Annotated in this window: 15 protein-coding genes, 1 tRNA gene and 1 pseudogene; 13 read left to right on the top strand and 4 right to left on the bottom strand. The window is 70.6% G+C overall.

Annotation, left to right across the window (positions count from 1 at the left end; genetic code table 11):
- The first annotated feature begins 4 nt into the window (after positions 1-4).
- The 6 genes from ACP2AD_RS08075 to ACP2AD_RS08050 all read left to right on the top strand — a co-directional run bounded on the left by ACP2AD_RS08075 (position 5) and on the right by ACP2AD_RS08050 (position 6,337).
- Positions 5-211: a DUF350 domain-containing protein gene (locus ACP2AD_RS08075; RefSeq protein ID WP_425229561.1), complete on the top strand. Its 207-nt coding sequence runs from the start codon at positions 5-7 to the stop codon at positions 209-211.
- Complete coding sequence (locus ACP2AD_RS08070) at positions 204-1,856, top strand: polyamine aminopropyltransferase (RefSeq protein WP_425229560.1); 1,653 nt, start codon at positions 204-206, stop codon at positions 1,854-1,856. Before ACP2AD_RS08075 ends, ACP2AD_RS08070 begins: the two co-directional genes overlap by 8 nt.
- Positions 1,853-3,472 carry an FAD-dependent oxidoreductase gene (locus ACP2AD_RS08065; protein ID WP_425229559.1) on the top strand — a complete coding sequence of 540 codons (1,620 nt, stop codon included), beginning with the start codon at positions 1,853-1,855 and terminating at the stop codon, positions 3,470-3,472. Before ACP2AD_RS08070 ends, ACP2AD_RS08065 begins: the two co-directional genes overlap by 4 nt.
- Positions 3,473-3,481: 9 nt before the next feature.
- The gene (speD, locus tag ACP2AD_RS08060; protein WP_425229558.1) at positions 3,482-3,832 is read left to right on the top strand and encodes an adenosylmethionine decarboxylase; all 351 of its coding nucleotides are present in this window, start codon (positions 3,482-3,484) and stop codon (positions 3,830-3,832) included.
- Positions 3,833-3,949: 117 nt separating this feature from the next.
- Complete coding sequence (locus tag ACP2AD_RS08055; protein WP_425229557.1) at positions 3,950-4,642, top strand: response regulator; 693 nt, start codon at positions 3,950-3,952, stop codon at positions 4,640-4,642.
- Positions 4,643-4,780: 138 nt separating this feature from the next.
- Positions 4,781-6,337 (top strand): sensor histidine kinase, encoded by a 1,557-nt coding sequence (locus tag ACP2AD_RS08050; protein ID WP_425229556.1) that lies wholly within the window; start codon positions 4,781-4,783, stop codon positions 6,335-6,337.
- On the opposite strand, the gene ACP2AD_RS08045 is transcribed toward ACP2AD_RS08050, so the two are convergent.
- Positions 6,315-6,908: a TetR/AcrR family transcriptional regulator gene (locus tag ACP2AD_RS08045; RefSeq protein WP_425229555.1), complete on the bottom strand. Its 594-nt coding sequence runs from the start codon at positions 6,906-6,908 to the stop codon at positions 6,315-6,317. The genes ACP2AD_RS08050 and ACP2AD_RS08045 overlap by 23 nt on opposite strands.
- A gap of 99 nt (positions 6,909-7,007) precedes the next feature.
- On the opposite strand from ACP2AD_RS08045, the gene ACP2AD_RS08040 reads away from it, so the two are divergent.
- From ACP2AD_RS08040 to ACP2AD_RS08015, 6 genes and pseudogenes are all read left to right on the top strand, one after another.
- Complete coding sequence (locus tag ACP2AD_RS08040) at positions 7,008-10,028, top strand: DUF2339 domain-containing protein (protein WP_425229554.1); 3,021 nt, start codon at positions 7,008-7,010, stop codon at positions 10,026-10,028.
- An 11-nt stretch (positions 10,029-10,039) separates the two neighbouring features.
- Complete coding sequence (locus tag ACP2AD_RS08035) at positions 10,040-13,426, top strand: acyl-[ACP]--phospholipid O-acyltransferase (protein WP_425229553.1); 3,387 nt, start codon at positions 10,040-10,042, stop codon at positions 13,424-13,426.
- A gap of 259 nt (positions 13,427-13,685) precedes the next feature.
- Positions 13,686-14,702, top strand: a complete 1,017-nt coding sequence (gene hppD / locus ACP2AD_RS08030; protein ID WP_425231126.1) for a 4-hydroxyphenylpyruvate dioxygenase — start codon at positions 13,686-13,688, stop codon at positions 14,700-14,702.
- 145 nt (positions 14,703-14,847) lie between these two features.
- On the top strand, positions 14,848-16,131 hold the full coding sequence (gene hmgA, locus ACP2AD_RS08025; protein ID WP_425229552.1) for a homogentisate 1,2-dioxygenase: 1,284 nt from the start codon (positions 14,848-14,850) through the stop codon (positions 16,129-16,131).
- On the top strand, positions 16,128-16,751 hold the full coding sequence (gene maiA / locus ACP2AD_RS08020; RefSeq protein WP_425229551.1) for a maleylacetoacetate isomerase: 624 nt from the start codon (positions 16,128-16,130) through the stop codon (positions 16,749-16,751). Before hmgA ends, maiA begins: the two co-directional genes overlap by 4 nt.
- Positions 16,748-17,104: pseudogene (locus ACP2AD_RS08015) on the top strand (Rieske (2Fe-2S) protein); the annotation flags it as partial. The gene maiA and the pseudogene ACP2AD_RS08015, both read left to right, overlap by 4 nt.
- Before the next feature lie 227 nt (positions 17,105-17,331).
- Here the strand turns inward: ACP2AD_RS08015 and ACP2AD_RS08010 are convergent.
- Both ACP2AD_RS08010 and ACP2AD_RS08005 read right to left on the bottom strand, forming a co-directional pair.
- Positions 17,332-17,406, bottom strand: a tRNA-Gln gene (locus tag ACP2AD_RS08010).
- Positions 17,407-17,449: 43 nt separating this feature from the next.
- Positions 17,450-18,541 (bottom strand): branched-chain amino acid aminotransferase, encoded by a 1,092-nt coding sequence (locus ACP2AD_RS08005; RefSeq protein WP_425229550.1) that lies wholly within the window; start codon positions 18,539-18,541, stop codon positions 17,450-17,452.
- Between the two features lie 127 nt (positions 18,542-18,668).
- Here ACP2AD_RS08005 and ACP2AD_RS08000 point away from each other — a divergent pair, with 127 nt between their 5' ends.
- The gene (locus ACP2AD_RS08000; protein ID WP_425231125.1) at positions 18,669-19,094 is read left to right on the top strand and encodes a MarR family transcriptional regulator; all 426 of its coding nucleotides are present in this window, start codon (positions 18,669-18,671) and stop codon (positions 19,092-19,094) included.
- 156 nt (positions 19,095-19,250) lie between these two features.
- On the opposite strand, the gene ACP2AD_RS07995 is transcribed toward ACP2AD_RS08000, so the two are convergent.
- Complete coding sequence (locus ACP2AD_RS07995) at positions 19,251-20,027, bottom strand: pyrroline-5-carboxylate reductase family protein (RefSeq protein ID WP_425231124.1); 777 nt, start codon at positions 20,025-20,027, stop codon at positions 19,251-19,253.
- Positions 20,028-20,055 lie beyond the last annotated feature (28 nt).

Genomic DNA, 20,055 nt, shown 5'->3' with positions numbered 1-20,055 from the left:
TGCCATGCTCACCACCGCCGTCCTGCTCGCCACGCTGGTCTATACCGGCATCGGCCTGGTCATCTTCGTCGCCGGCTTCTGGCTGTGGGACAAGGCGACGCCGGTCGATCTGTGGGGCGAGGTGTGCCGCGGCAATCAGGCGGTAGCGATCCTGGCGGGCGCGGTCGCGATCGGGCTGGCGCTGATTATTTCGTCGGCCATACATGGGTAATCAAATCCTCCCCGGCACGGGGAGGGGGACCGCTCGCGAAGCGAGTGGTGGAGGGGGCCCGACACCGGGCGATCCGCTTGCGGCCGGCCCCCCTCCGTCACGCGCTGACGCGCGCGCCACCTCCCCGTCCCGGGGAGGAGTTCAGGCCTCCCGCACCGGCTGGGCGCTCCTCGCCAGCGCCTTCGTCGTCGCCACCTGCGGGCTGATCTACGAGCTGCTCGCCGGCACGCTAGCCTCCTACCTGCTCGGCGACAGCGTCACGCAGTTTTCCACGATCATCGGCGCGTATCTGTTCGCGATGGGCGCGGGCTCCTGGTGCTCGCGCTATGTCCGCACCAACGAGACCGCCGTCTTCGTCCGGGTGGAGGTGCTGATCGCGGCGATCGGCGGCGGGTCGACCGCGCTGCTGTTCCTCTTGTTCGACCGGGTCGAGGATTTCCGCCTGCCGCTATACGGGCTGGTGCTCGCGATCGGCGCGCTGGTCGGGCTGGAGATTCCGCTCCTCATGCGCATCCTCAAGGACCGGCTGGAGTTCGGCGATCTGGTCTCGAAGGTGCTGACCTTCGACTATATCGGCGCGCTCGCCGCCAGCCTGCTCTTCCCGCTGCTGCTGGTGCCGCATCTGGGGCTGATCCGCACCGGCTTTCTGTTCGGGCTCGCCAATGCCGGGGTGGCGGTGGCGCTGATCGCGATGCTGCCGGGGAAGCGGCTGCGCGCGGAGCTGACGGGCGCGGTCGTCGTGATCGCCGCATTGCTGGTCGGCTTCGTGCTCTCCGAACGGATCGAGCGCACCGCTGAGGTCGCCGCCTATGGCGATCCCGTCATCTTCGCCCAGCAGACGCCGTATCAGCGGATCGTCATCACCAAGCGCGCCGACGACCTGAGGTTGTACCTGAACGGCAACCTCCAATTCTCGTCGCGCGACGAATATCGCTACCACGAGGCGCTGGTCCACGTGCCGCTCAGCCGCGTGGCACGCTTGCGCGACGTGCTCGTGCTCGGCGGCGGTGACGGGCTGGCGGTGCGCGAGGTGCTGAAATATCCGGGCGTGCGGTCGGTGACCCTGGTCGACCTCGATCCGGCGATGACCGCGCTGTTCACCCGCTCCGGGCTGCTAGCGCGGCTCAACCACCGGTCGTTCACCGATCCTCGCGTTAGGGTCGTCAACACCGACGCGTTCCGCTGGCTGCGCGCAAACCGGCGGCAGTTCGACGCCGCGCTGGTCGACTTCCCCGACCCGAGCAACTTCTCGATCGGCAAGCTATACACCGTCAGCTTCTACCACGAGCTCGCCCGTGCGCTCGGCCCCGGCGCCGTGGCGAGCATCCAGAGCACCTCGCCGCTGGTCGCGCCGCGCGCCTACTGGACGGTGTCGACGACGCTGGAGGCGGCGGGGCTGCAGACGCACGGCTATCACGTCTACGTGCCCAGCTTCGGCGAATGGGGATTCGTGCTCGCCAGCCACGGCACGCTCCCCGCCCCGCGTCCGCTGCCCGCCGGGCTGCATTTCCTGACCCCGGTCGCCGACCGCCTCGCCTTCTTCTTTCCGCCCGACATGGCGCGCGTGCCGACGCCGGTGAATCGCTTGGACAATCAGAGCCTGGTGCGTCAGTTCGAGGCGGAATGGGCAAAGTACGAGGGATGACGCCCGATCGCCGCACCGTGATCGCCGGGGGGACGGTAGCCGCCGCCGCGAGTGCCGGTGTACTGGCGCTCGGCCACGGCGAGGACGCTATCCCCGGCACCCTCTCCGGCGCAAACTTCGTCAGCGGGCACCGGCTCCGCGGCGACGGCTTCCCCGCCCCCACCCGCACCGGGCGCACCCGTGTCGCGATCGTCGGCGGCGGCATCGCGGGGCTTGCCGCGGGCTGGGCGCTCGCCGACGCGAACGTGCCCTTCACCCTGCTCGAACTCGAGGACCGCGCCGGCGGCAACGCGCGCGCCGGACGCAACGCGATCAGCGCCTATCCGCTCGGCGCGCATTACCTCCCCATCCCCAACCCCGAGGCGACGGGCGTGCTGCGCCTCCTCGAACGGCTCGGCATCGTCACCGGCTGGGACGACGGCAAGCCTGTCTTCGATCCCTATCAGGTTGTCGCCGACCCCGACGAGCGGCTGCTCCATCTCGGCCGCTGGCGCGACGGGCTGGTGCCGGCGGTCGGCCTTACCGCCGCCGATCAAGCCGACCTCCACGCCTTCTTCGCCGCCACCGAGGCGTTCCGCCACCGCATCGGCCGCGACGGCCGCCCCGCCTTCGCGCTGCCGATGGAGGGATCGAGCCGCGACCCCGACCTGCTCGCGCTCGACCGGCTGTCCTTCACCGGCTGGCTGCACGCACAGGGCTGGCGCTCGCCGGTGCTCCACGCGCACGTCCGCTATTCGATGCGCGACGATTACGGCACCGAGCCGCAGCACGTCAGCGCCTGGGCGGGCATCCATTACTGGGCGGGCAGGCGCGGCGAAGCGGCCAACGTCGCGGGCGACGCGGTGCTGACCTGGCCGGAGGGCAACGGCCATCTCGCCGGGCGCATGGCGGCACGGCTGCGCGACCATATCGCGCCGGACCGGCTGGCGTTTCGTGTCGCGCCGTATGGAGACGACGTCGCGGTCGACAGCCTCGCCGCCGATGGCACCGTGATCCGCACCCTGGCCGACGCCGCGATCCTGGCGACGCCACATTTCGTGACCAGGCGCCTGCTCGGCCGCGGCGCTGCGGCGAGGGCGGAGGCGGGGTTCGACTACGCCCCCTGGCTCGTCGCCAACGTCACGGTAGACCGCCCGCCCGCCGGGCCGGGCGCCGCCCTCGCCTGGGACAATGTCAGCTGGACCAGCGACAGCCTGGGCTACGTCGTCGCGACCCATCAGTCGCTTGACCCGACCCCCGGCTCGACCGTGCTGACCTGGTACATGCCGCTGTCGACGATGCCGCCCGCCGCCGCCCGCCGCGAGCTGCTGGCTCGACCGCTCGCGCATTGGCAGCGGATCGTGCGCGACGACCTGCTCCAGACCAACCCGGACCTCGACGGCGCGATTCGGCGGATCGACATCTGGCGCTGGGGGCACGCGATGGTCCGCCCCGCCCCGGGCTTCTTCTGGAGCGGCGCGCGCGAGGCCGCCGCCGCACCGCAGCCGCCACTGTTCTTCGCGCATTCGGACCTCAGCGGCCTGTCGCTGTTCGAGGAGGCGCATTACCGCGGTACGCGCGCCGCAGAGGACGCAATGACGACGCTGGGCGTCGCCTATACGTCGACGCTCGTCTAGGCTGACGGCGTGTATACCGGCACCCATCTCCTTGCCGACCTGACGGGCTGCACCGGGCTGGATGACGGCGACCGCGTCGAAGCGGCGCTGCGCGAGGCGGTCGCGGCGGCGCAGGCGACGTTGCTCGACGTCCGCCTCCACCATTTCGGCGAAGGCCATGGCGTCACCGGGGTCGCGCTGCTCGCCGAGTCGCATATCTCGATCCATACCTGGCCCGAGCATGGCTATGCCGCGGTCGACATCTTTCTGTGCGGCAGCGGCCACGATCTCGATGCGGCCTTGGCGGCGCTGACGGCGCGGCTGGAGGCGACGGACTGCGAGGAGCGCCGCGTCGCGCGCGGCTTCGGCCTGCCCGCCTAGGCGCGCGCGTCTGCACCACATCTGCACAAGGCGGCCGTCACGTCCTGCACCCGGCCACGTTACCCCGTCGCCATGCTCGCCCTTGACCTTCCCGCCCCGACCCGCATCGTCTGCCCGATGCCCCGCTCCGTCCTGGTCGTCGACGACGACCCGCACATCCGCCAGCTCCTCGTCTTTGCGCTCGGCAAGGCCGGGTTCGACACGAGCGAGGCCGCCGACGGCGAAGCGGCGCTCGCGGCGGTCGAGGCGGGCGCGCCCGACCTGATCGTGCTCGACATCAACATGCCGCGGATGGACGGGCTGGAGGTGTGCCGCCGCGTCCGCGCAGTCGGTGACACTCCCGTCCTGTTCCTCTCCAGCCGCGACGACGAGATCGACCGCGTCGTCGGCATCGAGCTGGGCGCCGACGATTATGTCGTCAAGCCCTTCTCCCCGCGCGAAGTTGTCGCGCGCGTCCAGGCGATCCTGCGGCGCACCGGCGCGCGTGCGCCCGTCGTCACCGGTCCCGCCATCCGCCATGGCAGGCTGGCGCTCGACCTCGACGGCTGGCGGGCGAGCTGGGCGGAGGAGGACGTCGCGCTGACGCTGACCGAGTTCTCGATCCTCCGCACCCTCGCCGCCCACCCGGCCAAGGTGTTCAGCCGCGACGCGATCATCGACCGGCTGCACGGCCCCGGCTTCGCGATCACCGACCGCACGATCGACAGCCACATCCGCAACCTCCGCGCAAAGTTCGCCGCCGCGGGCGCGGCCGACCTGATCGAGACCCGGGCGGGGATCGGCTATCGGCTGGGCAGCTGCACGGGGTGAGGGTTGCGCCCTTCTGCAAGCCTCCTCCCTTCAGGGAAGGGGTTGGGGTGGTGCGGCTTCGCCAGGTCGGTCGCTTGGGGCGAGGCCCCGCCCCGACCCCTTCTCCGAAGGAGAGGGGCAAGCCCTGCCTCGTCGACGATGATTGACGCCGCCAAGGACTGGCTCAAAGCCCGCTGGCCCCGTGTCCGCCTGCGCACCGTCCTGTTCGCGACGCTGTTCGTCGTTGCCGCCATGCCGGGCGTCGGCGCGGTGGCGCTGCGCGTCTACGAGAACACGCTGGTCCGCCAGACGGAGGCGGAGCTGGTCGCGCAGGGCGCGGTCCTCGCCGCCGCCGCGGCGCTGGAATGGCCCGGCAGCGTCCCGGCCCCGCTGCCCGCGCCGACCGAACTCCAGCCCGAACCGCCGCAGGTCGACCTCAGCGCCACGCCCATCCTGCCGTCACGTGAACAGCCGCGCTACGCCGGGCCGCCCGCAGCGGACGCCGTCGCCACCGTCCGCCGCCTGGCCCCCGTGTTCGCGCGCACCCGGCAGGTAACCCTTGCCACCACCTATCTGCTCGACCGGCAGGGCCGCGTCGCCGCGGGGCCGCTGACGGGCGGCTCCTATGCCGGCCTGCCGGAGGTTCGGGCGGCGCTCGCCGGCCATGCCGCCACCGTGCTCCGCCGCAACGGCGCCTATCACCCGACCTATCCGTTCGAATGGCTCAGCCGCGCCGCCGCCATCCGCGTCCACCATGCCCGCCCGGTGATCGTCAACGGCCGCGTCGTCGGCGTGATCCTGCTCTCCCGCTCCGCCCGCGCGCTATTTCGCGGGCTGTACGAGGATCGCGGCAAGATCGCGCTCGGGATCGCCGCGATCCTGCTGGCGCTGGTCGGCCTCACCGCGCTGCTGTCGCGCAGCATCGCCCGGCCGGTCGAGGCGCTCAGCGCCGCGACCCGCAGCGTCGCGCAGGGCCGCGGCGTCGTCCCGCCGCCGCCCCCGACCGCGGCGGCGGAGATCCAGGACCTGTATCGCGACTTCGCCGTCATGGCGGCCGCGATCGAACGCCGCTCGCGCTACCTGCGCGACATGGCGCATGCGGTCAGCCACGAGTTCAAGACCCCGCTCGCGGGCATCCGCGGCGCGCTGGAGCTGGTCGGCGAGCATGACATGACCGCGGCCGAGCGCCGCCGTTTCCTGGCCAACGCCGACACCGACGCAGCGCGGTTGCAGCACCTCGTCACCCGCCTGCTCGACCTCGCCCGCGCCGACATGACCACCGCCCAGGCCGACGCCGCGACCGATCTCGCGGCAGTGATCGCCACTGTCGCCGACGCCGGCCGCAGCGACGCGTTCACGGTAACGGCGGTGCTGGCGCCGCTGCCGCCGGTCGCGGTGCCGGCCGCGGTGCTGGAGCGCATCCTGGTGACGCTGCTCGACAATGCGCGGCAGGCAGGCGCGACCCGTGCCGCCTTCGCCGCCGCAATGACCGGCGGCGCGGTGCAGCTGACGCTCGGCGACGACGGCCCCGGCATCGCCCCCGCCGACGCGGAGCGCATCTTCGAGCCTTTCTTCACGACCCGCCGCGACACGGGCGGCAGCGGGCTCGGCCTCGCGATCGTCCGTTCGCTGCTCGATGCGGTCGGCGGCGAGATCGCGTTGATCCCGGCCGAAGCCGGCGCTTGCTTCCGCCTCAGCCTGCCGCGGCGGCGCTGAGCGTCTCGCGCACCCGCGCCAGCGCCACGCCCTCCGGATCGGGCTCGCCCATCAGCGCGAACGCGCCGGTCAGCGCGAAATGGCAATGGCCGTGCACCGTCGCCACCAGCGATCGCGTGAGCGCCGCGACCTCAGGCCGCTCGCGCCCGAGCGCGCGCGCAATCTCGTCCGCGACGATGCCGGTCAGCTCCGCGCGCGTCGCCTCGTCGGCGGCGGGGATGCCCGCGCCGGGTGGCAGGCGGTGATCGTAGATCGCCATCCACAGATGCGGATGCGCGCGCGCGAAGCCGAAATAGCCGTGGACCAGCGCCGCGATCCGGTCGGTCCCTGCCCCGGCCAGCTGCGCCCGCAGATGCTCGGCCCACAACGTGAAGGTGCGCGTGTTGATCGCCAGCACCAGCCGGTCATAGCTGCCGAAGACGTTGTAGATCGTCCCGATCGTATAGCCCGCCCGCTTCGCCACCTCGCGCGCCGAGAAGCGCGCAAAGCCGACGCTGGCCATCAGCGCATGCCCCTCGCCAAGGATCAGCGCCTCCAGTTCCGCACGGCTATGATCCGATCGCCTGCCCATCGCAAGGCGCTAATCACAAAAATTGAGCGCTGTCCAATTTAGTTATTGAACACCGCTCATTTTTATGCGAGGCCAGCGGCAACACGGGAGAAGGCTGTCATGCTGACGGTGATCGTTCTGGCGCTGATCGGCGCGCTGGCGAAGCTCTGGGTCGATGTTGTCGCCCTGCGCGATCGCGTTCGCGCGCTGGAATGGGGCGGCGCGCCGCGCCTTGCCCCCCTTCCCACCGGTTGGGGCGCGCCCGGACCGCAGCCGTGGGAGGCGCCGCCCGTTGCCTACGCACACCCGCAGCCGGCCGCACGGGTCGTCGGATCGGCCCAGTTTGCGGAGGACAACGCCCACGACGGCGTCGCCGATTCAGAGCCCCTGCCCGATGCGCCTTTTTCCTTCAGGGGACTGAATGGCGACGGGGCCGCTCCTCTGGACGAAAGGCTTGGGGCGCCGTCCGATTCCAACACCTCGCCTGACGAGGAGGGACTCAACGCGGCAACCCCGGCTCAGGACGATGTCGGCGCCGCGCCTGCCCCCGCCCGCTCCCTCGGCTTCGAGGATATTTTCGGCCGCAAGCTGCCGATCTGGGCAGGGGGCGTCACGCTGGCGGTGTGCGGATTCCTGATCGTCAAATATTCAATCGACGCGGGGCTGCTGTCTCCGCTCGTCCGCGTGATCGGCGGGCTGCTGTTCGGGCTCGGGCTGATCGCCGGCGCCGAAGCGGCGTTGCAGAACGAAGAGCGGGTCCGCGACCCGCGCGTGCGTCAGGCGCTGAGCGGTGCAGGGGTGGCGACGCTCTATGCGACGACCCTCGTTGCGGCGAACCTCTACCACCTCATCCCGCCGCTCGCCGCGTTCCTGTTCATGGCGGCGACCACCGTCGTCGCGGGCGCGCTGTCGATCCGGTTCGGCGCGCCGTCGGCGGTGCTCGGCCTGGTCGGGGGGCTCGCCGCACCGGCGCTGGTCGGGACCGGCAATCCGAACGTGCCGCTGCTCGCCGCGTATCTCGCGCTCGCGGTAGGCGGGCTGGCGGCGCTCGGGCGAGCGCAGCGCTGGTGGTGGCTGGGCGTCGCGGCGCTGGCCGGCGGGTTCGGCTGGGGCGCGGTGCTGATCGGCTCGGGCGCGCTCGCACTCGCCGATGCGCTGTCGGTGGGCGCGTTCGTGCTGATGCTCGGGGTCGGACTGCCGGTGCTGCTGTTCGGCGGGCGGCAGGGGCATGTCGTCCGCCTGGTCGGCACGCTCGTTGCCGCGGCTCAGCTGGCCGCGCTGATCGCCACCGGCGGCTTCGCGCTGCTGACCTGGGGTCTGTTCGGCCTGCTCGGGCTCGCCAGCGTCTGGCTTTCGCGCCGCGAGGCACCGCTCGCCGACCTGCCCGTGCCCGCGTTGCTGACGGCGCTGTTCCTGATGAGCGCCTGGCCGCTGCCGCAGGCGCACGACTTCACGCTTGTTCTCGCGGGCGCAGCGGCGATCTTCGGGCTGCCCGCCGCGTGGCGGGTCGGCCGCAACCGGGGCACGTTGGGCGATGCGGGCAGCGTCGCCGCGTTCGCCGCCGCGCCGCTGGCGCTGTGGCTGGTCCATTTCGATCCGTCGACGCAGACGTCCGCGGGTCTCGCGCTGCTAGGCGCGGCGGCGGCGAGCGCTGTCGCCGGGCTGGTCTGGCCTGACGCCACCCGCCGCTGGGACGCGCGCTTCGCGGTGTTGACCGGCGCAGCCGCCGTGCTGCTCGCGGTCGCCGCCGCGTTCGGGCTGGCCCCGTTCGCGGTCGCCCCCGCCTGGGCGGTCATTGCCGCCGGGCTGGTCATGCTTGCCCGAACCGCGCAGGATCGCCGCGTCGAGGGGCTCGCCTGGACACTCGGCGCGGCGATCATCCTGCTGCTGGTGATCGATATCGAGCGCAGCAGCGCGCTCGTCTGGGCCGCGGGGATGCACGTCGCCCAGCCCGGCTGGCGCGTGATCCTGACCTGGGCCGTTCCCGCCGCCGCGGCGCTGGTGTTCGGCCGGTTCATGCCCGGCCGCGCCGCCGCGCCGATCGGCAACGCCGTCGCGGTCCTGGTCGGCTATGTCGCGGTCGCGCAGGCGCTGCCACAGCCGTTGCTGCCGCTCGTCCCCGCCATCGGTGCGGCAGCGCTCGGCTACTGGCGGCGCCCGGACGCGGCGACCATCACCGCGGGCGGGCTTGCCGCGGCCTGGGCGCTATGGCCCATGCTGACCTGGCTGGCGGGCGTTGGTGGCGCCGTGATCGGCTTCCCGCTCTACGTCGGCGCGCTGCCCGGCCTGGCCGATGCAACGACCCGCCTCCTCGCGCCCGCCGCCGCTGCGGCGATCGTGCTGTGGCGGCATCCGCCCGAGGGCGCGCGGCTGCGCCAGGGCTGGCTCGCCGCCCTCGCCCTGCTCGGCGGCGCCTTTGCGCACGTCGCCTACAAGCAGCTGTTCGCGATCGGCGATCACGCCGCCTTTGTCCGCCTCGGCCTCGCCGAGCGCACGCTGTGGGAGGCGCTGCTTGCCGCCACCGCGATGCTGCTCGCCCGGCGCCTGCCGCAGGCGAGCCGCGGGCTCGGGATCGCTGCCGCCGCGCACCTCGTCTGGTTCACGCTGCTCCTCCACGACCCGTTGTGGAGCGAGCAGGCGGTCGGCCCGCTGCCCGTCCTCAACCTGCTGCTCCCCGCCTATGCGCTCGCCTTTGGGCTGCTCTGGGCCGCGGGCCGCACCGCGCTGCCGTCGCTAGCCGAGCGGGCACGCGGCTGGGCGCAGATGCTGCTGATCCTGCTGTTCGCCGCCACCGAGCTGCGCCAGCTCGTCCACGGCGCGATCCTGGCAGGGGGCGGCGTCGCACCGGCGGAGGACATCACCCGCTCGCTTCTCGCGATCGCGATCGCGGTCGGGTTCCTGGTCTATGGCATCCGCGCGCGGCTGCAGGACTGGCGCGTCGCGAGCCTCGCCGTGATGCTCGGCGCGGTCGGCAAGGTCTTCCTGCTCGACGCCTCCGGACTCGATGGGCTGCTCCGCATCGCCTCCTTCGCCGCGCTGGGGTTCAGCCTCATCGGCATCGGCTGGCTCTACAGCCGCTATCTGCCGGACGATGCCCCTATCAGCTCCGGCGTTAACCCTGTCGTCGCCGCAAACGGCTAAGGATCGCTACCATGGCCGCCCCCGATCTATCGCTCCTCGCCAGGCGCCGCTTCGCGCCGCTCTTCGCCGTCCAATTCCTGGGCGCGTTCAACGACAATCTGCTCCGTTTCGCGATGGTGTTCCTCGCCACCTTCACGATCTACCGCGCCGATCCGGGGCATGCCGAAAGCCTCGCCACGATCGCCGCGGGGCTGTTCACGCTGCCCTATTTCCTGCTGTCTTCGGTCGCCGGACAGCTTGCCGACGGCGTCGACAAGGCAAAGCTGGTCCGCGCGGTGAAGGCGGCGGAGATCGCGATCATGGCGGTGGCGCTCGCGGGATTCCATCTCGCGTCCGTGCCGCTGCTGCTGACCTGCGTCACCGCGATGGGGGTGCACTCCGCCATCTTCGGGCCGGTCAAATACTCGATCCTGCCGCAGCATCTGCACAGCCGCGAGATCATGGGCGGCACCGGACTGATCGAGGCGGGCACGTTTCTCGCCATCCTCGGCGGCCAGCTGCTCGGCGGCCTGGTCGCGCCGGTCCTGGCGGGCGAGATCGCGATCGGCGTCGCCGCGCTCGGCCTCCTGACCAGCTTCCTGGTTCCCCCCGCGCCGCCCGCGGCCCCGCTGCGCGTCGATGCCAATATCGTCCACGGCACCGCCCAGATCCTCCGCGCCGCTCAAGGAGGCCGAGGGGTGTGGCTCGCGATCCTCGGCATCAGCTGGTTCTTCTCGGTCGGCACCGTCGTCACCGCGCAGCTGACCGCCCTCGCCAGCGGCACGCTCGCTGCGGGGCCCGACGTGGTCATCCTGTTCCTGCTGGTCTTCTCGATCGGCGTCGCGGCTGGCTCGCTGCTGGTCAATCGGCTGCTCAAGGGCGAGGTCTCGGCCCGCTACGTCCCTGCTGCCGCGCTAGCGATGGCGGCGGCGCTGATCGGCTTGTGGATCGCCGCGCGCACCTACAGTCCGTCCGGGCAACCCGGCTGGCAGGCGTTCGCGGCGCAACCCCAGTCGTGGCCCATCCTCGGCTGCGTGGCGATGCTCGCGGTCGCGGGCGGCGCGTTCGTGGTGCCGCTCTATGCGATCCTGCAGACGCATGCCGACCCCGCGAACCGTTCGCGGATCATCGCCGCCAACAACATTCTAAACGCCGCCGGCACGGTCGGCATCGTCGCCGTGACGCTGGGCCTGATGGCGGCGGGCGCGGGCGTGCCCGGCGTGATCGGCGCGCTCGGCTTCGCAACGCTGGCGGTCGCGCTGATCACCTGCTGGCTGCTGCCGGAAACGGTGTTCAAATGGCTGATCCGCGGCGTCCTGACCGCGCTCTACCGGGTCCGCGTCACCGGCGCGCAGAACATGCCGGCGGCGGGCAGTCCCGCGGTGGTGGTCGTCAACCACGTCTCCTTCCTCGACGGCCTGCTCCTCGCCGCCTTTCTGCCCGGCAAGCCGACCTTCGCGGTCCACACCCGCATTGCGCAGGCATGGTGGGTCAGGCCGTTCATCAAGCTGTTCGATGCCTTCCCGGTCGATCCCATCAACCCAATGGCGGCGAAGGCGATGGTCAAGGCGGTGCGCGAAGGGCGCACGCTTGTCATCTTCCCGGAAGGCCGCATCACCGTGACGGGCGCGCTGATGAAGGTGTTCGACGGCCCCGGCATGGTCGCCGACAAGGCCGACGCCCCGATCGTCCCCGTCCGCCTCGACGGCGCGCAGTTCACCCCCTTCTCGCGGCTGGGCGGCAAGGTCCGCCGCCGCTGGTTCCCGCGCATCAGCCTTACCGTCCTGCCGCCCCGCCGGTTCGATGTGACGGGCGACAGCGCCCGCGCCCGCCGCGCCGCCGCGGGCCGCAAGCTCTACGATGTGATGAGCGACGCGATCTTCGCGACCAGCGATATCGACCGCACGCTGTTCCACGCGCTGATCGACGCCAAGGACGTCCACGGCGGCAAGGCGGCGGTAGTCGAGGACATCAGGCGTATGCCGCTGACCTATGCACGCCTGATCGCCGGCGCACTGGCGCTGTCCGGCCCGCTCGCAGAGGACACGGCGCAAGGCGAGGCGGTCGGCCTGCTGCTTCCCAACGTCAACGCGGTGGTCGCGAGCTTCTTCGCACTCCAGTTCACCGGCCGCGTGCCCGCGATGCTCAACTTCACCGCGGGCCTCGGCAATATCGAGGCGGCGTGCACCGCGGCCGAGGTGCGGACGGTGGTCACCTCGCGCGCGTTCGTCGAGCAATCGAAGCTGCACCCGCTGATCGACGGGCTCACAGCGGCGGGCATCCGCGTTCGCCACCTGGAGGACATCGGCGCGCAGATCGGCGGACTGAAGAAGCTCGGCACGCTGATCGCGACCCGCTGGGCCTTGCGCCTCCATCGCCGCAAGCGGATCGCGCCCGGCAGCCCGGCGGTGATCCTCTTCACCAGCGGATCGGAGGGGCTGCCCAAGGGCGTCGTCCTGACCCACCGCAATCTGCTGGCGAATTGCGAACAGCTGTCCGCGCGGATCGACTTCAACGAGGGCGACGTGGTGCTGAACGCATTGCCGGTGTTCCACAGTTTCGGGCTGACCGGCGGCACGCTGCTGCCGATCCTCCACGGCGTCAGGACGGTGTTGTACCCCAGCCCGCTCCACTACCGGATCGTCCCCGCGCTCGCCTATGACGCCAACGCGACGATCCTGTTCGGCACCGACACCTTCCTCAGCGGCTATGCGCGGATGGCGCACGGCTACGACTTCTACAGCCTGCGCTACATCTTCGCGGGCGCGGAGCGGGTCCGCGACGAGACACGCAAGGTATATGCGGAGAAGTTCGGCCTTCGCATCATGGAGGGTTATGGCGCGACCGAGGCGGCACCCGTCATCGCGGTCAACACGCCGATGCACTTCAAGGCGGGCAGCGTCGGCCGCTTGCTCCCCGGCGTCGAAGGCCGGCTCGATCCCGTGCCCGGCATCGAAGAGGGCGGCCGCTTCTCGATCCGCGGGCCCAACGTGATGGCAGGCTATCTGAAGGCCGACCGTCCAGGCATTCTCCAGCCGCCCGAGGAGGGCTGGCACGACACCGGCGACATCGTCACGATCGACGACGCCGGTTTCGTCACCATCCGCGGCCGCGCCAAGCGCTTCGCCAAGATCGGCGGCGAGATGGTCTCGCTGCCTGCCGTCGAGGGCTATGCGGCGAAGCTCTGGCCCGACGCGGAGCACGCGGTCGTCACCCGCCCCGACGCCCGCAAGGGCGAACAGCTCGTCCTCTTCACCACCCGCACCGACGCGACGGCGGCCGCGCTCCAGGCATGGGGCCGCGGCAACGGCGTCACCGAGCTGATGCTGCCCAGGGACGTCCGCATCGTCGCCGCGCTGCCGGTGCTGGGCACGGGCAAGCTCGACTATGTGACGATGGGCCAGCAGGCGGGGGCTTGAGTTTTCGCTGTCCTACAAGGTGTAGACGGTGCCACGCCGTCGCCATGCAACGGATACGCGCTCCACGTTCAGGCCGTCAGTTCATCGTTCGCAGCACGCCCGAGGCGCCGGCATGGCCGACGGATGTGCACGAAGCGGACAACATGGACAACATCGCCGCGCCGCTTCCGGTGCCTCGGGCGTTTTGCCAACGCCGCGGCGGCCCGGTACAGGCGGGGTCATGACGCAGGAGAGAGCAGTGGATCGCCCCGACAATCCCATGGGCCTCAACGGATTCGAGTTCGTCGAGTTCACCTCGCCCGACCCGCTGGCGATGGCGACGCAGTTCGAGCAGCTCGGCTTCGTCGCCTCGCACCGTCACCCGACCAAGAACATCACCCGCTACAAGCAGGGGCGGGTCAACCTGATGCTCAACCGCGACGAGGCGGGGCGGGTGAAGGACTTCCGCAATGCGCATGGTGCGTCGGCCAGCGCGATGGCGTTCCGCGTCGCCGATCCGGCCAGGGCGGTCGAATGGGCGCTCGCCCACGGCGCCGAGGCGACCGAGGAGAACGACACCGTCATCAAAGGCATCGGCGGGTCGTATCTCTACTTCATCGCCGATGGCGCGGACCCCTATGCCGACTGGGCCGAGCTGCCCGGCTGGCGCGAGGCGGAGGCGCAGAACAATGTCGGCCTCGACCTGCTCGACCACCTCACCCACAATGTCCGGCGCGGCCAGATGCGGGTGTGGAGCAGCTTCTACAAGGAGCTGTTCGGCTTCGAGGAACAGAAATATTTCGACATCAAGGGCAAGGCGACGGGGTTGTTCAGCCAGGCGATGATCGCCCCCGACAAGGCGATCCGCATCCCGTTGAACGAATCGCAGGACGAGAACAGCCAGATCGAGGAGTTCATCCGCGAATATCACGGCGAGGGCATCCAGCACTTGGCGCTCACCACCCCCGACATCTTCGACACCGTCGAGCGGCTGCGCGCCCGCGGGGTCAAGCTGCAGGACACGATCGAGACCTATTACGAACTAGTCGACAAGCGCGTCCCCGGGCACGGCCACGACCTGGAGCGCTTGAAGAAGAACCGTATCCTGATTGACGGCAATGTCGGAGATGAAGGCCTGCTGCTGCAGATTTTCACCGAGAACATGTTCGGCCCGATCTTCTTCGAGATCATCCAGCGCAAGGGCAATGAAGGCTTCGGCAACGGCAATTTCCAGGCGCTGTTCGAGTCGATCGAGCTGGACCAGATCAGGCGCGGCGTCATCATGGTGGATGCCTAAGCTCCTCCCCGTTTACGGGGAGGGGGACCAGCCATTGGCTGGTGGAGGGGGCTCTCCACCGGCAATATCGTTTGTGGAGAGCCCCCTCCACCACTCGCTTCGCGAGCGGTCCCCCTCTCCGTCCCGGGGAGGAGCAAGGGATGGAATGCCAGATTACCTCCCCGGCTTCGCCAACCACCACGCCACCGAAGCCGTTCCCGGCGCCCTCCCGATCGGCCGTAACTCTCCTCAGCGCACCCCGTTCGGCCTCTACGCCGAACAGCTGAGCGGCACTGCCTTCACCGCACCACGAGCCGAGAACCGCCGAAGCTGGCTCTACCGTTTGCGCCCGACCGCGCAGCATCCGGCGTTCACGCCCTACGCCGGCGCAAAGCGCTTCCGCTCCGCGCCTTTCACCGAACAGCCCCCCTCCCCCAACCGCATGCGCTGGGACCCGCTGCCGCTCCCGACCGAGCCTGCCGACTGGGTCGACGGGCTCGTGACCTATGGCGGCAATGGCGACGCGGAGGCGCAGGTCGGCGTCGGCATCCACCTTTATGCCGCCACCGTGAACATGGACCGCGCCTTCTTCTCCGCCGACGGCGAGCTGCTGATCGTTCCCGAGCAAGGCCGCCTCGCCATCGACACCGAACTCGGTCGCATCGAACTTGCCCCGTTGCAGGTCGCGCTGATCCCGCGCGGCATCCGCTTCCGCGTCAAACTCCCTGACGGGCAGGCGCGGGGCTATGTCTGCGAGAATTACGGCGCCCTGTTTCGGCTGCCCGATCTCGGCCCGATCGGCGCCAACGGCCTCGCCAATCCCCGCGACTTCGAGACGCCCGTCGCCTGGTTCGAAGACAAGGACGACCCGACCGAGGTGGTCCAGAAGTTCGGCGGCGGGCTGTGGACCACCACGCTGGACCATTCACCGTTCGACGTCGTCGCCTGGCACGGCAACCTCGCACCCTGCCGCTACGACCTCACCCGCTTCAACACGATCAACACCGTCAGCTTCGACCACCCGGACCCGTCGATCTTCACCGTGCTGACCTCGCCCAGCGATACGCCCGGCACCGCGAACTGCGACTTCGTGATCTTCCCGCCGCGCTGGATGGTCGCGGAGGACACCTTCCGTCCGCCCTGGTTCCACCGCAATGTGATGAGCGAGTTCATGGGGCTGATCCAGGGCCAGTACGACGCCAAGGAAGGCGGCTTCGCGCCGGGTGGCGCGTCCCTCCACAACCGCATGAACGGACACGGCCCGGACCAGGCGAGCTACGAGAAGGCGGTTACCGCCGACCTCAAGCCGGTCAAGATCGCCGACACCATGGCGTTCATGTTCGAGACTCGCCTGCCCGTCCGCCCGACCGGCTGGGCGGTCGAAACGCCGACGATGCAGCTCGATTACGACGAGGTCTGGCGCGGCTTCGCCAAGGCGCGGTTACCATGATCCTGCATGGCTATTGGCGCTCCGGCACCAGCTACCGCACCCGCATCGCGCTCAACCTGAAGGGCCTCGCCTACGAACAGGCCGGGGTCGACCTGCGCGCCGGCGACCAGCGCAGCGATGCCTTCCGCGCCCTGAACCCGCAGGGCCTGGTGCCCGCGCTCGAGACCGCGGACGGCGTGCTGACGCAGAGCCCCGCGATCCTGGAATGGCTGGAGGAGCGTTATCCCGAGCCGCCACTCCTCCCGGTTACGCCCGCCGATCGCGCCGTCGTCCGCGCAATGGCCGCGGCGGTTGCGTGCGATATCCACCCGCTCAACAACCTCCGCGTCCTCAACGCCGTTCGCGCGCTGGGCGGTGAGGCGAACGCCTGGGCGGCGCAGTGGATCACTGCGGGCTTCGCGGCGCTGGAGGTGATGATCGCCCGCCGAGGCGGCGGCTTCGCGTTCGGCGACCGCCCGACGCTCGCCGACTGCCACCTCGTGCCGCAGGCCTATTCCGCCGAACGCTTCGGCGTCGACCCGACGCCCTACCCGCATCTCATGGCGGTGGTTGAGACCGCCTGCGCCCACCCCGCCTTTGCCGACGCACACCCCGACCGCCAGTCCGACGCCGACGCGTGAGCGAGCGGCTCTCCGCCACCCCCGCCGGCGTCGTCCTCTGCCCGCTCGACCTGGTCGCCGATGGCGCCGCACGCAACTTCGTGCTCCAGCTCCGCGCCGGCCGCTTCCACGGTTTCGTGGTCCGGCGAGATGACCGGGTTCATGGCTATGTCGATCGCTGCCCCCATGCCGGCCTGCCGCTCGCACAGCAGCTCGACGGCTATCTCACGCCCGATGGCGACCTGATCGCCTGCTCCTGGCACGGCGCGTTGTTCCGGGTGGACGACGGCCTCTGCGTCGGCGGTCCCTGCGTCGGTCAGCGGCTGACCTCCTGGCCGGTCGCGGTCAACGACGGCCAGATCGTCACCGCGGCACCAGCGGCCGCACCGGACGTTCTGCCATCGCAACGAGAGGATCATCCGATGCCAGAGACCGACAAGACCGCGGCGGCGAACAAGGCGAACGCCGAAGAGATCAAGCGGATGGATCAGCTGGAGCGCGGTGCCCGCGGCAACATCCTGAGCGAGGCCGACGCCGATGCGGACCAGGAGCTGCCGCCCGCGGACGGGCCGCCGCCGCTGCCGAACTGATCGCGGCACGATGGCTGGGGCGGCAGGATTCGAACCTGCGAATGGCGGCATCAAAAGCCGCTGCCTTACCACTTGGCGACGCCCCATCGCGCGGCGGCTCCTATCGGAGCGGCCGCCGGGACGAAACCCCTAAAGCAGATGCCGCCAGGCATGCGGATCGGGGGCGCGGCCGCGCTGGATCGCGGTGAGACGATCCAGGAAGCGCGCGGTCAGCTGCCCCATTCCACCGCTGCCGACCTGAAACGAATAATCCGGCCCCCTTGCCGAGGCGATCGGGGTCACCACCGCGGCGGTGCCGCATGCGAAGCTCTCGACGAGATCGCCCCGCTCGGCGTCCGTGCGCCAGTCGTCGATCGCGTAAGGTGCCTCCTCGACCCGCAGCCCCTCGTCGCGCGCCAGCGTCAGGATCGAATCGCGCGTGATCCCGGGCAGGATCGTCCCCGTCAGCGGCGGCGTTCGCAGCGTGCCGTCGGCGAACACGAAGAAGATGTTCATGCCGCCCAGCTCCTCCACCCAGCGGCGCTCGATCGCGTCGAGGAACACCACCTGATCGCAGCCGCGCCGCGTCGCTTCCGCCTGCGCGACCAGCGAGGTGGCGTAGTTGCCGCCGCACTTCGCCGCGCCCGTCCCCCCCGGCGCGGCGCGGGTATAGTCGTGGCTGACCCACAGCGAGATCGCCCGGACCCCGCCCTTCCAATACGACCCCGCCGCGGAAGCGAGGACTATATAGAGATATTCGCCTGCCGGCCGGACGCCGAGGAACGCCTCGCTCGCGACCATAAATGGACGCAGGTACAGCGAGCCGCCGTCGATCGCCGGAATCCAGTGCGCGTCCGCGCGCACCAGCGCCTCCAGCGAGCCGAGGAATAGTTCCTCGGGCAGCTCCGGCATCGCCAGCCGCTGCGCCGAGCGGCGGAACCGCGCCGCGTTCGCCACCGGCCGGAACAGCGCGATGCCGCCACCATCGAGCCGATATGCCTTCAGCCCTTCGAAAATCTCCTGCGCATAATGGAGCACCGCGCACGCGGGATCGACCTGGAACGGCTTGCGCGCGGTGATGTGCGGGTCATGCCAGCCCTCGGCGGCGGTGTACCCCACCACCGCCATGTGATCGGTGAAGACGCGGCCGAAGCCGGGGTCCGCGATCTGCCGCCCGCGCTCGTCTGCGGCGACAGGGCTGCCGTGCGGTTCGTGGCGAAAGGCGGGCAGCGGCGCGGACATGGCGGACGAAACTCGGCTGGAGAGGGGTTGCCGCGGCCTAGAGCCGCTGTCTAAACGGGTCAACGTGACTGCCATAGCGCCCACGGCTTCCCCGCTTTTTCTCCGCGAGGCGGAGCTGCGTCGCGGCATGGAGCTGATCTATTTCGGCTACAGCCACCTGACCCGCTCGATCGACCGCGACCTCGCCCGGCAGGGGCTCGGCCGCGCGCATCACCGGGCGCTTTATTTCGTCGCGCGCAAGCCCAACCTGACGGTCAGCGAGCTGCTGTCGCTGCTCGCGATCACCAAACAGTCACTCGGGCGCGTGCTGAACGAGCTGAGCGAGCGCGAGCTGGTTGAGACGCGCCCCGGCGAGCGCGACCGGCGACAACGGCTGCTTCGACTAACCACCAAAGGTACCGCGCTGGAGGCGCACCTGTTCGACGCCGCGCGGCAGAAGATGGCGGCAGCCTATGCCCGGGCGGGCCAGCAGGCGGTCAGCGGCTATTGGGCGGTGCTGGAGGGGCTGATCCCCGAAGACGAACGCGCGCAGGTGCTGGGGCTAGGCGGCTGATCCTAACCTCTCCGCTCGCCCGAAGGTGAACAAAGGTGACATCAAGACGATGTCGCTGCGATCACCCCGCACTACGAGCGTGGTATTTGAGCATGGCTACTGGCAGGACGCGGCGGCATCCGCGTTGCTGGACCAGCAGCGGCGTTGTGGAACAGTCTAACCGGAGCCCGCCTTGCGCGCGGCGGCGGCCATTTCGCCATTGCGCCGGGCCGCCGCGGCCAGCGTGCCGGTCAGCAGGCGCATCAGCGCATCGTCGTCATCGAGCACGTTCAGCCCCTCGCGCGTCGATCCGCCTGGGCTGGCGACGCGATCGGCGAGCACACCCGGCCGCACGTCGCTCCCCGCCGCCAGCGCCGCCGCGCCCGCGGTTGTCGCCAGCGCCAGCCGCGCCGCCTGGTCGAAGGGCAGGCCCAGCGCCTCCCCCGCTCGCGCCATCGCGTCGACGAAGCGATACAGAAAGGCCGGACCACTCCCCGCCAGCGCCGTCACCAGGTCGAACAGCCGCTCATCGCCGATCCATTCCACCAGCCCTAGCGGCGTCATCAGCGCCGCTGCGCGCTCACCCGGCTCGGTGCCGCGGCCGCCGTGCAGCGCCACTACGCCCTTGCCGATTGCGACCGGCAGGTTGGGCATCGCCCGCACCACCGGTGCCCGCGTCAGCGCTGTCAGCGTCGCCACCTCGACCCCGGCGAGGATCGACAGGAGCACCCGCGGCGCATGTCCGTGTAGGGTCGGCGCGACGGTCGCCAATTGCTGCGGCTTGCAGGCGAGCACTACGGTGTCGAACGGTTCCGCCGGAATGACCTCGACAACACGCACGCCGATCGGCTGGGTGCGCCTCGATGGGCTCACCACGGTCACCCGCTCCGCCGCCACGCCGCTCGCCAGCCAGCGGGCGAGCATCGCGCCGCCCATGTTGCCGGCACCGACCATCAACAGCCGGCCCGCGGCCTGGCCCGGC

It is taken from the genome of Sphingomonas sp. (assembly GCF_965248875.1).
Taxonomy (GTDB): Bacteria; Pseudomonadota; Alphaproteobacteria; order Sphingomonadales; family Sphingomonadaceae; genus Sphingomonas.
Note: the sequence above shows the minus strand (reverse complement) of the source record. Positions and strands in the feature narration are given on the sequence as shown.

Coding starts and splice junctions, on each gene's coding strand:
- ACP2AD_RS08075 (WP_425229561.1), top strand. CDS start 5: ATGCTCACCACCGCCGTCCTGCTCGCCACGCTGGTCTATACCGGCATC.
- ACP2AD_RS08070 (WP_425229560.1), top strand. CDS start 204: ATGGGTAATCAAATCCTCCCCGGCACGGGGAGGGGGACCGCTCGCGAA.
- ACP2AD_RS08065 (WP_425229559.1), top strand. CDS start 1,853: ATGACGCCCGATCGCCGCACCGTGATCGCCGGGGGGACGGTAGCCGCC.
- ACP2AD_RS08055 (WP_425229557.1), top strand. CDS start 3,950: ATGCCCCGCTCCGTCCTGGTCGTCGACGACGACCCGCACATCCGCCAG.
- ACP2AD_RS08050 (WP_425229556.1), top strand. CDS start 4,781: ATGATTGACGCCGCCAAGGACTGGCTCAAAGCCCGCTGGCCCCGTGTC.
- ACP2AD_RS08045 (WP_425229555.1), bottom strand. CDS start 6,908: ATGGGCAGGCGATCGGATCATAGCCGTGCGGAACTGGAGGCGCTGATC.
- ACP2AD_RS08040 (WP_425229554.1), top strand. CDS start 7,008: ATGCTGACGGTGATCGTTCTGGCGCTGATCGGCGCGCTGGCGAAGCTC.
- ACP2AD_RS08035 (WP_425229553.1), top strand. CDS start 10,040: ATGGCCGCCCCCGATCTATCGCTCCTCGCCAGGCGCCGCTTCGCGCCG.
- hppD (WP_425231126.1), top strand. CDS start 13,686: ATGGGCCTCAACGGATTCGAGTTCGTCGAGTTCACCTCGCCCGACCCG.
- hmgA (WP_425229552.1), top strand. CDS start 14,848: ATGCCAGATTACCTCCCCGGCTTCGCCAACCACCACGCCACCGAAGCC.
- maiA (WP_425229551.1), top strand. CDS start 16,128: ATGATCCTGCATGGCTATTGGCGCTCCGGCACCAGCTACCGCACCCGC.
- ACP2AD_RS08005 (WP_425229550.1), bottom strand. CDS start 18,541: ATGTCCGCGCCGCTGCCCGCCTTTCGCCACGAACCGCACGGCAGCCCT.
- ACP2AD_RS08000 (WP_425231125.1), top strand. CDS start 18,669: ATGGAGCTGATCTATTTCGGCTACAGCCACCTGACCCGCTCGATCGAC.
- ACP2AD_RS07995 (WP_425231124.1), bottom strand. CDS start 20,027: ATGGTCGGTGCCGGCAACATGGGCGGCGCGATGCTCGCCCGCTGGCTG.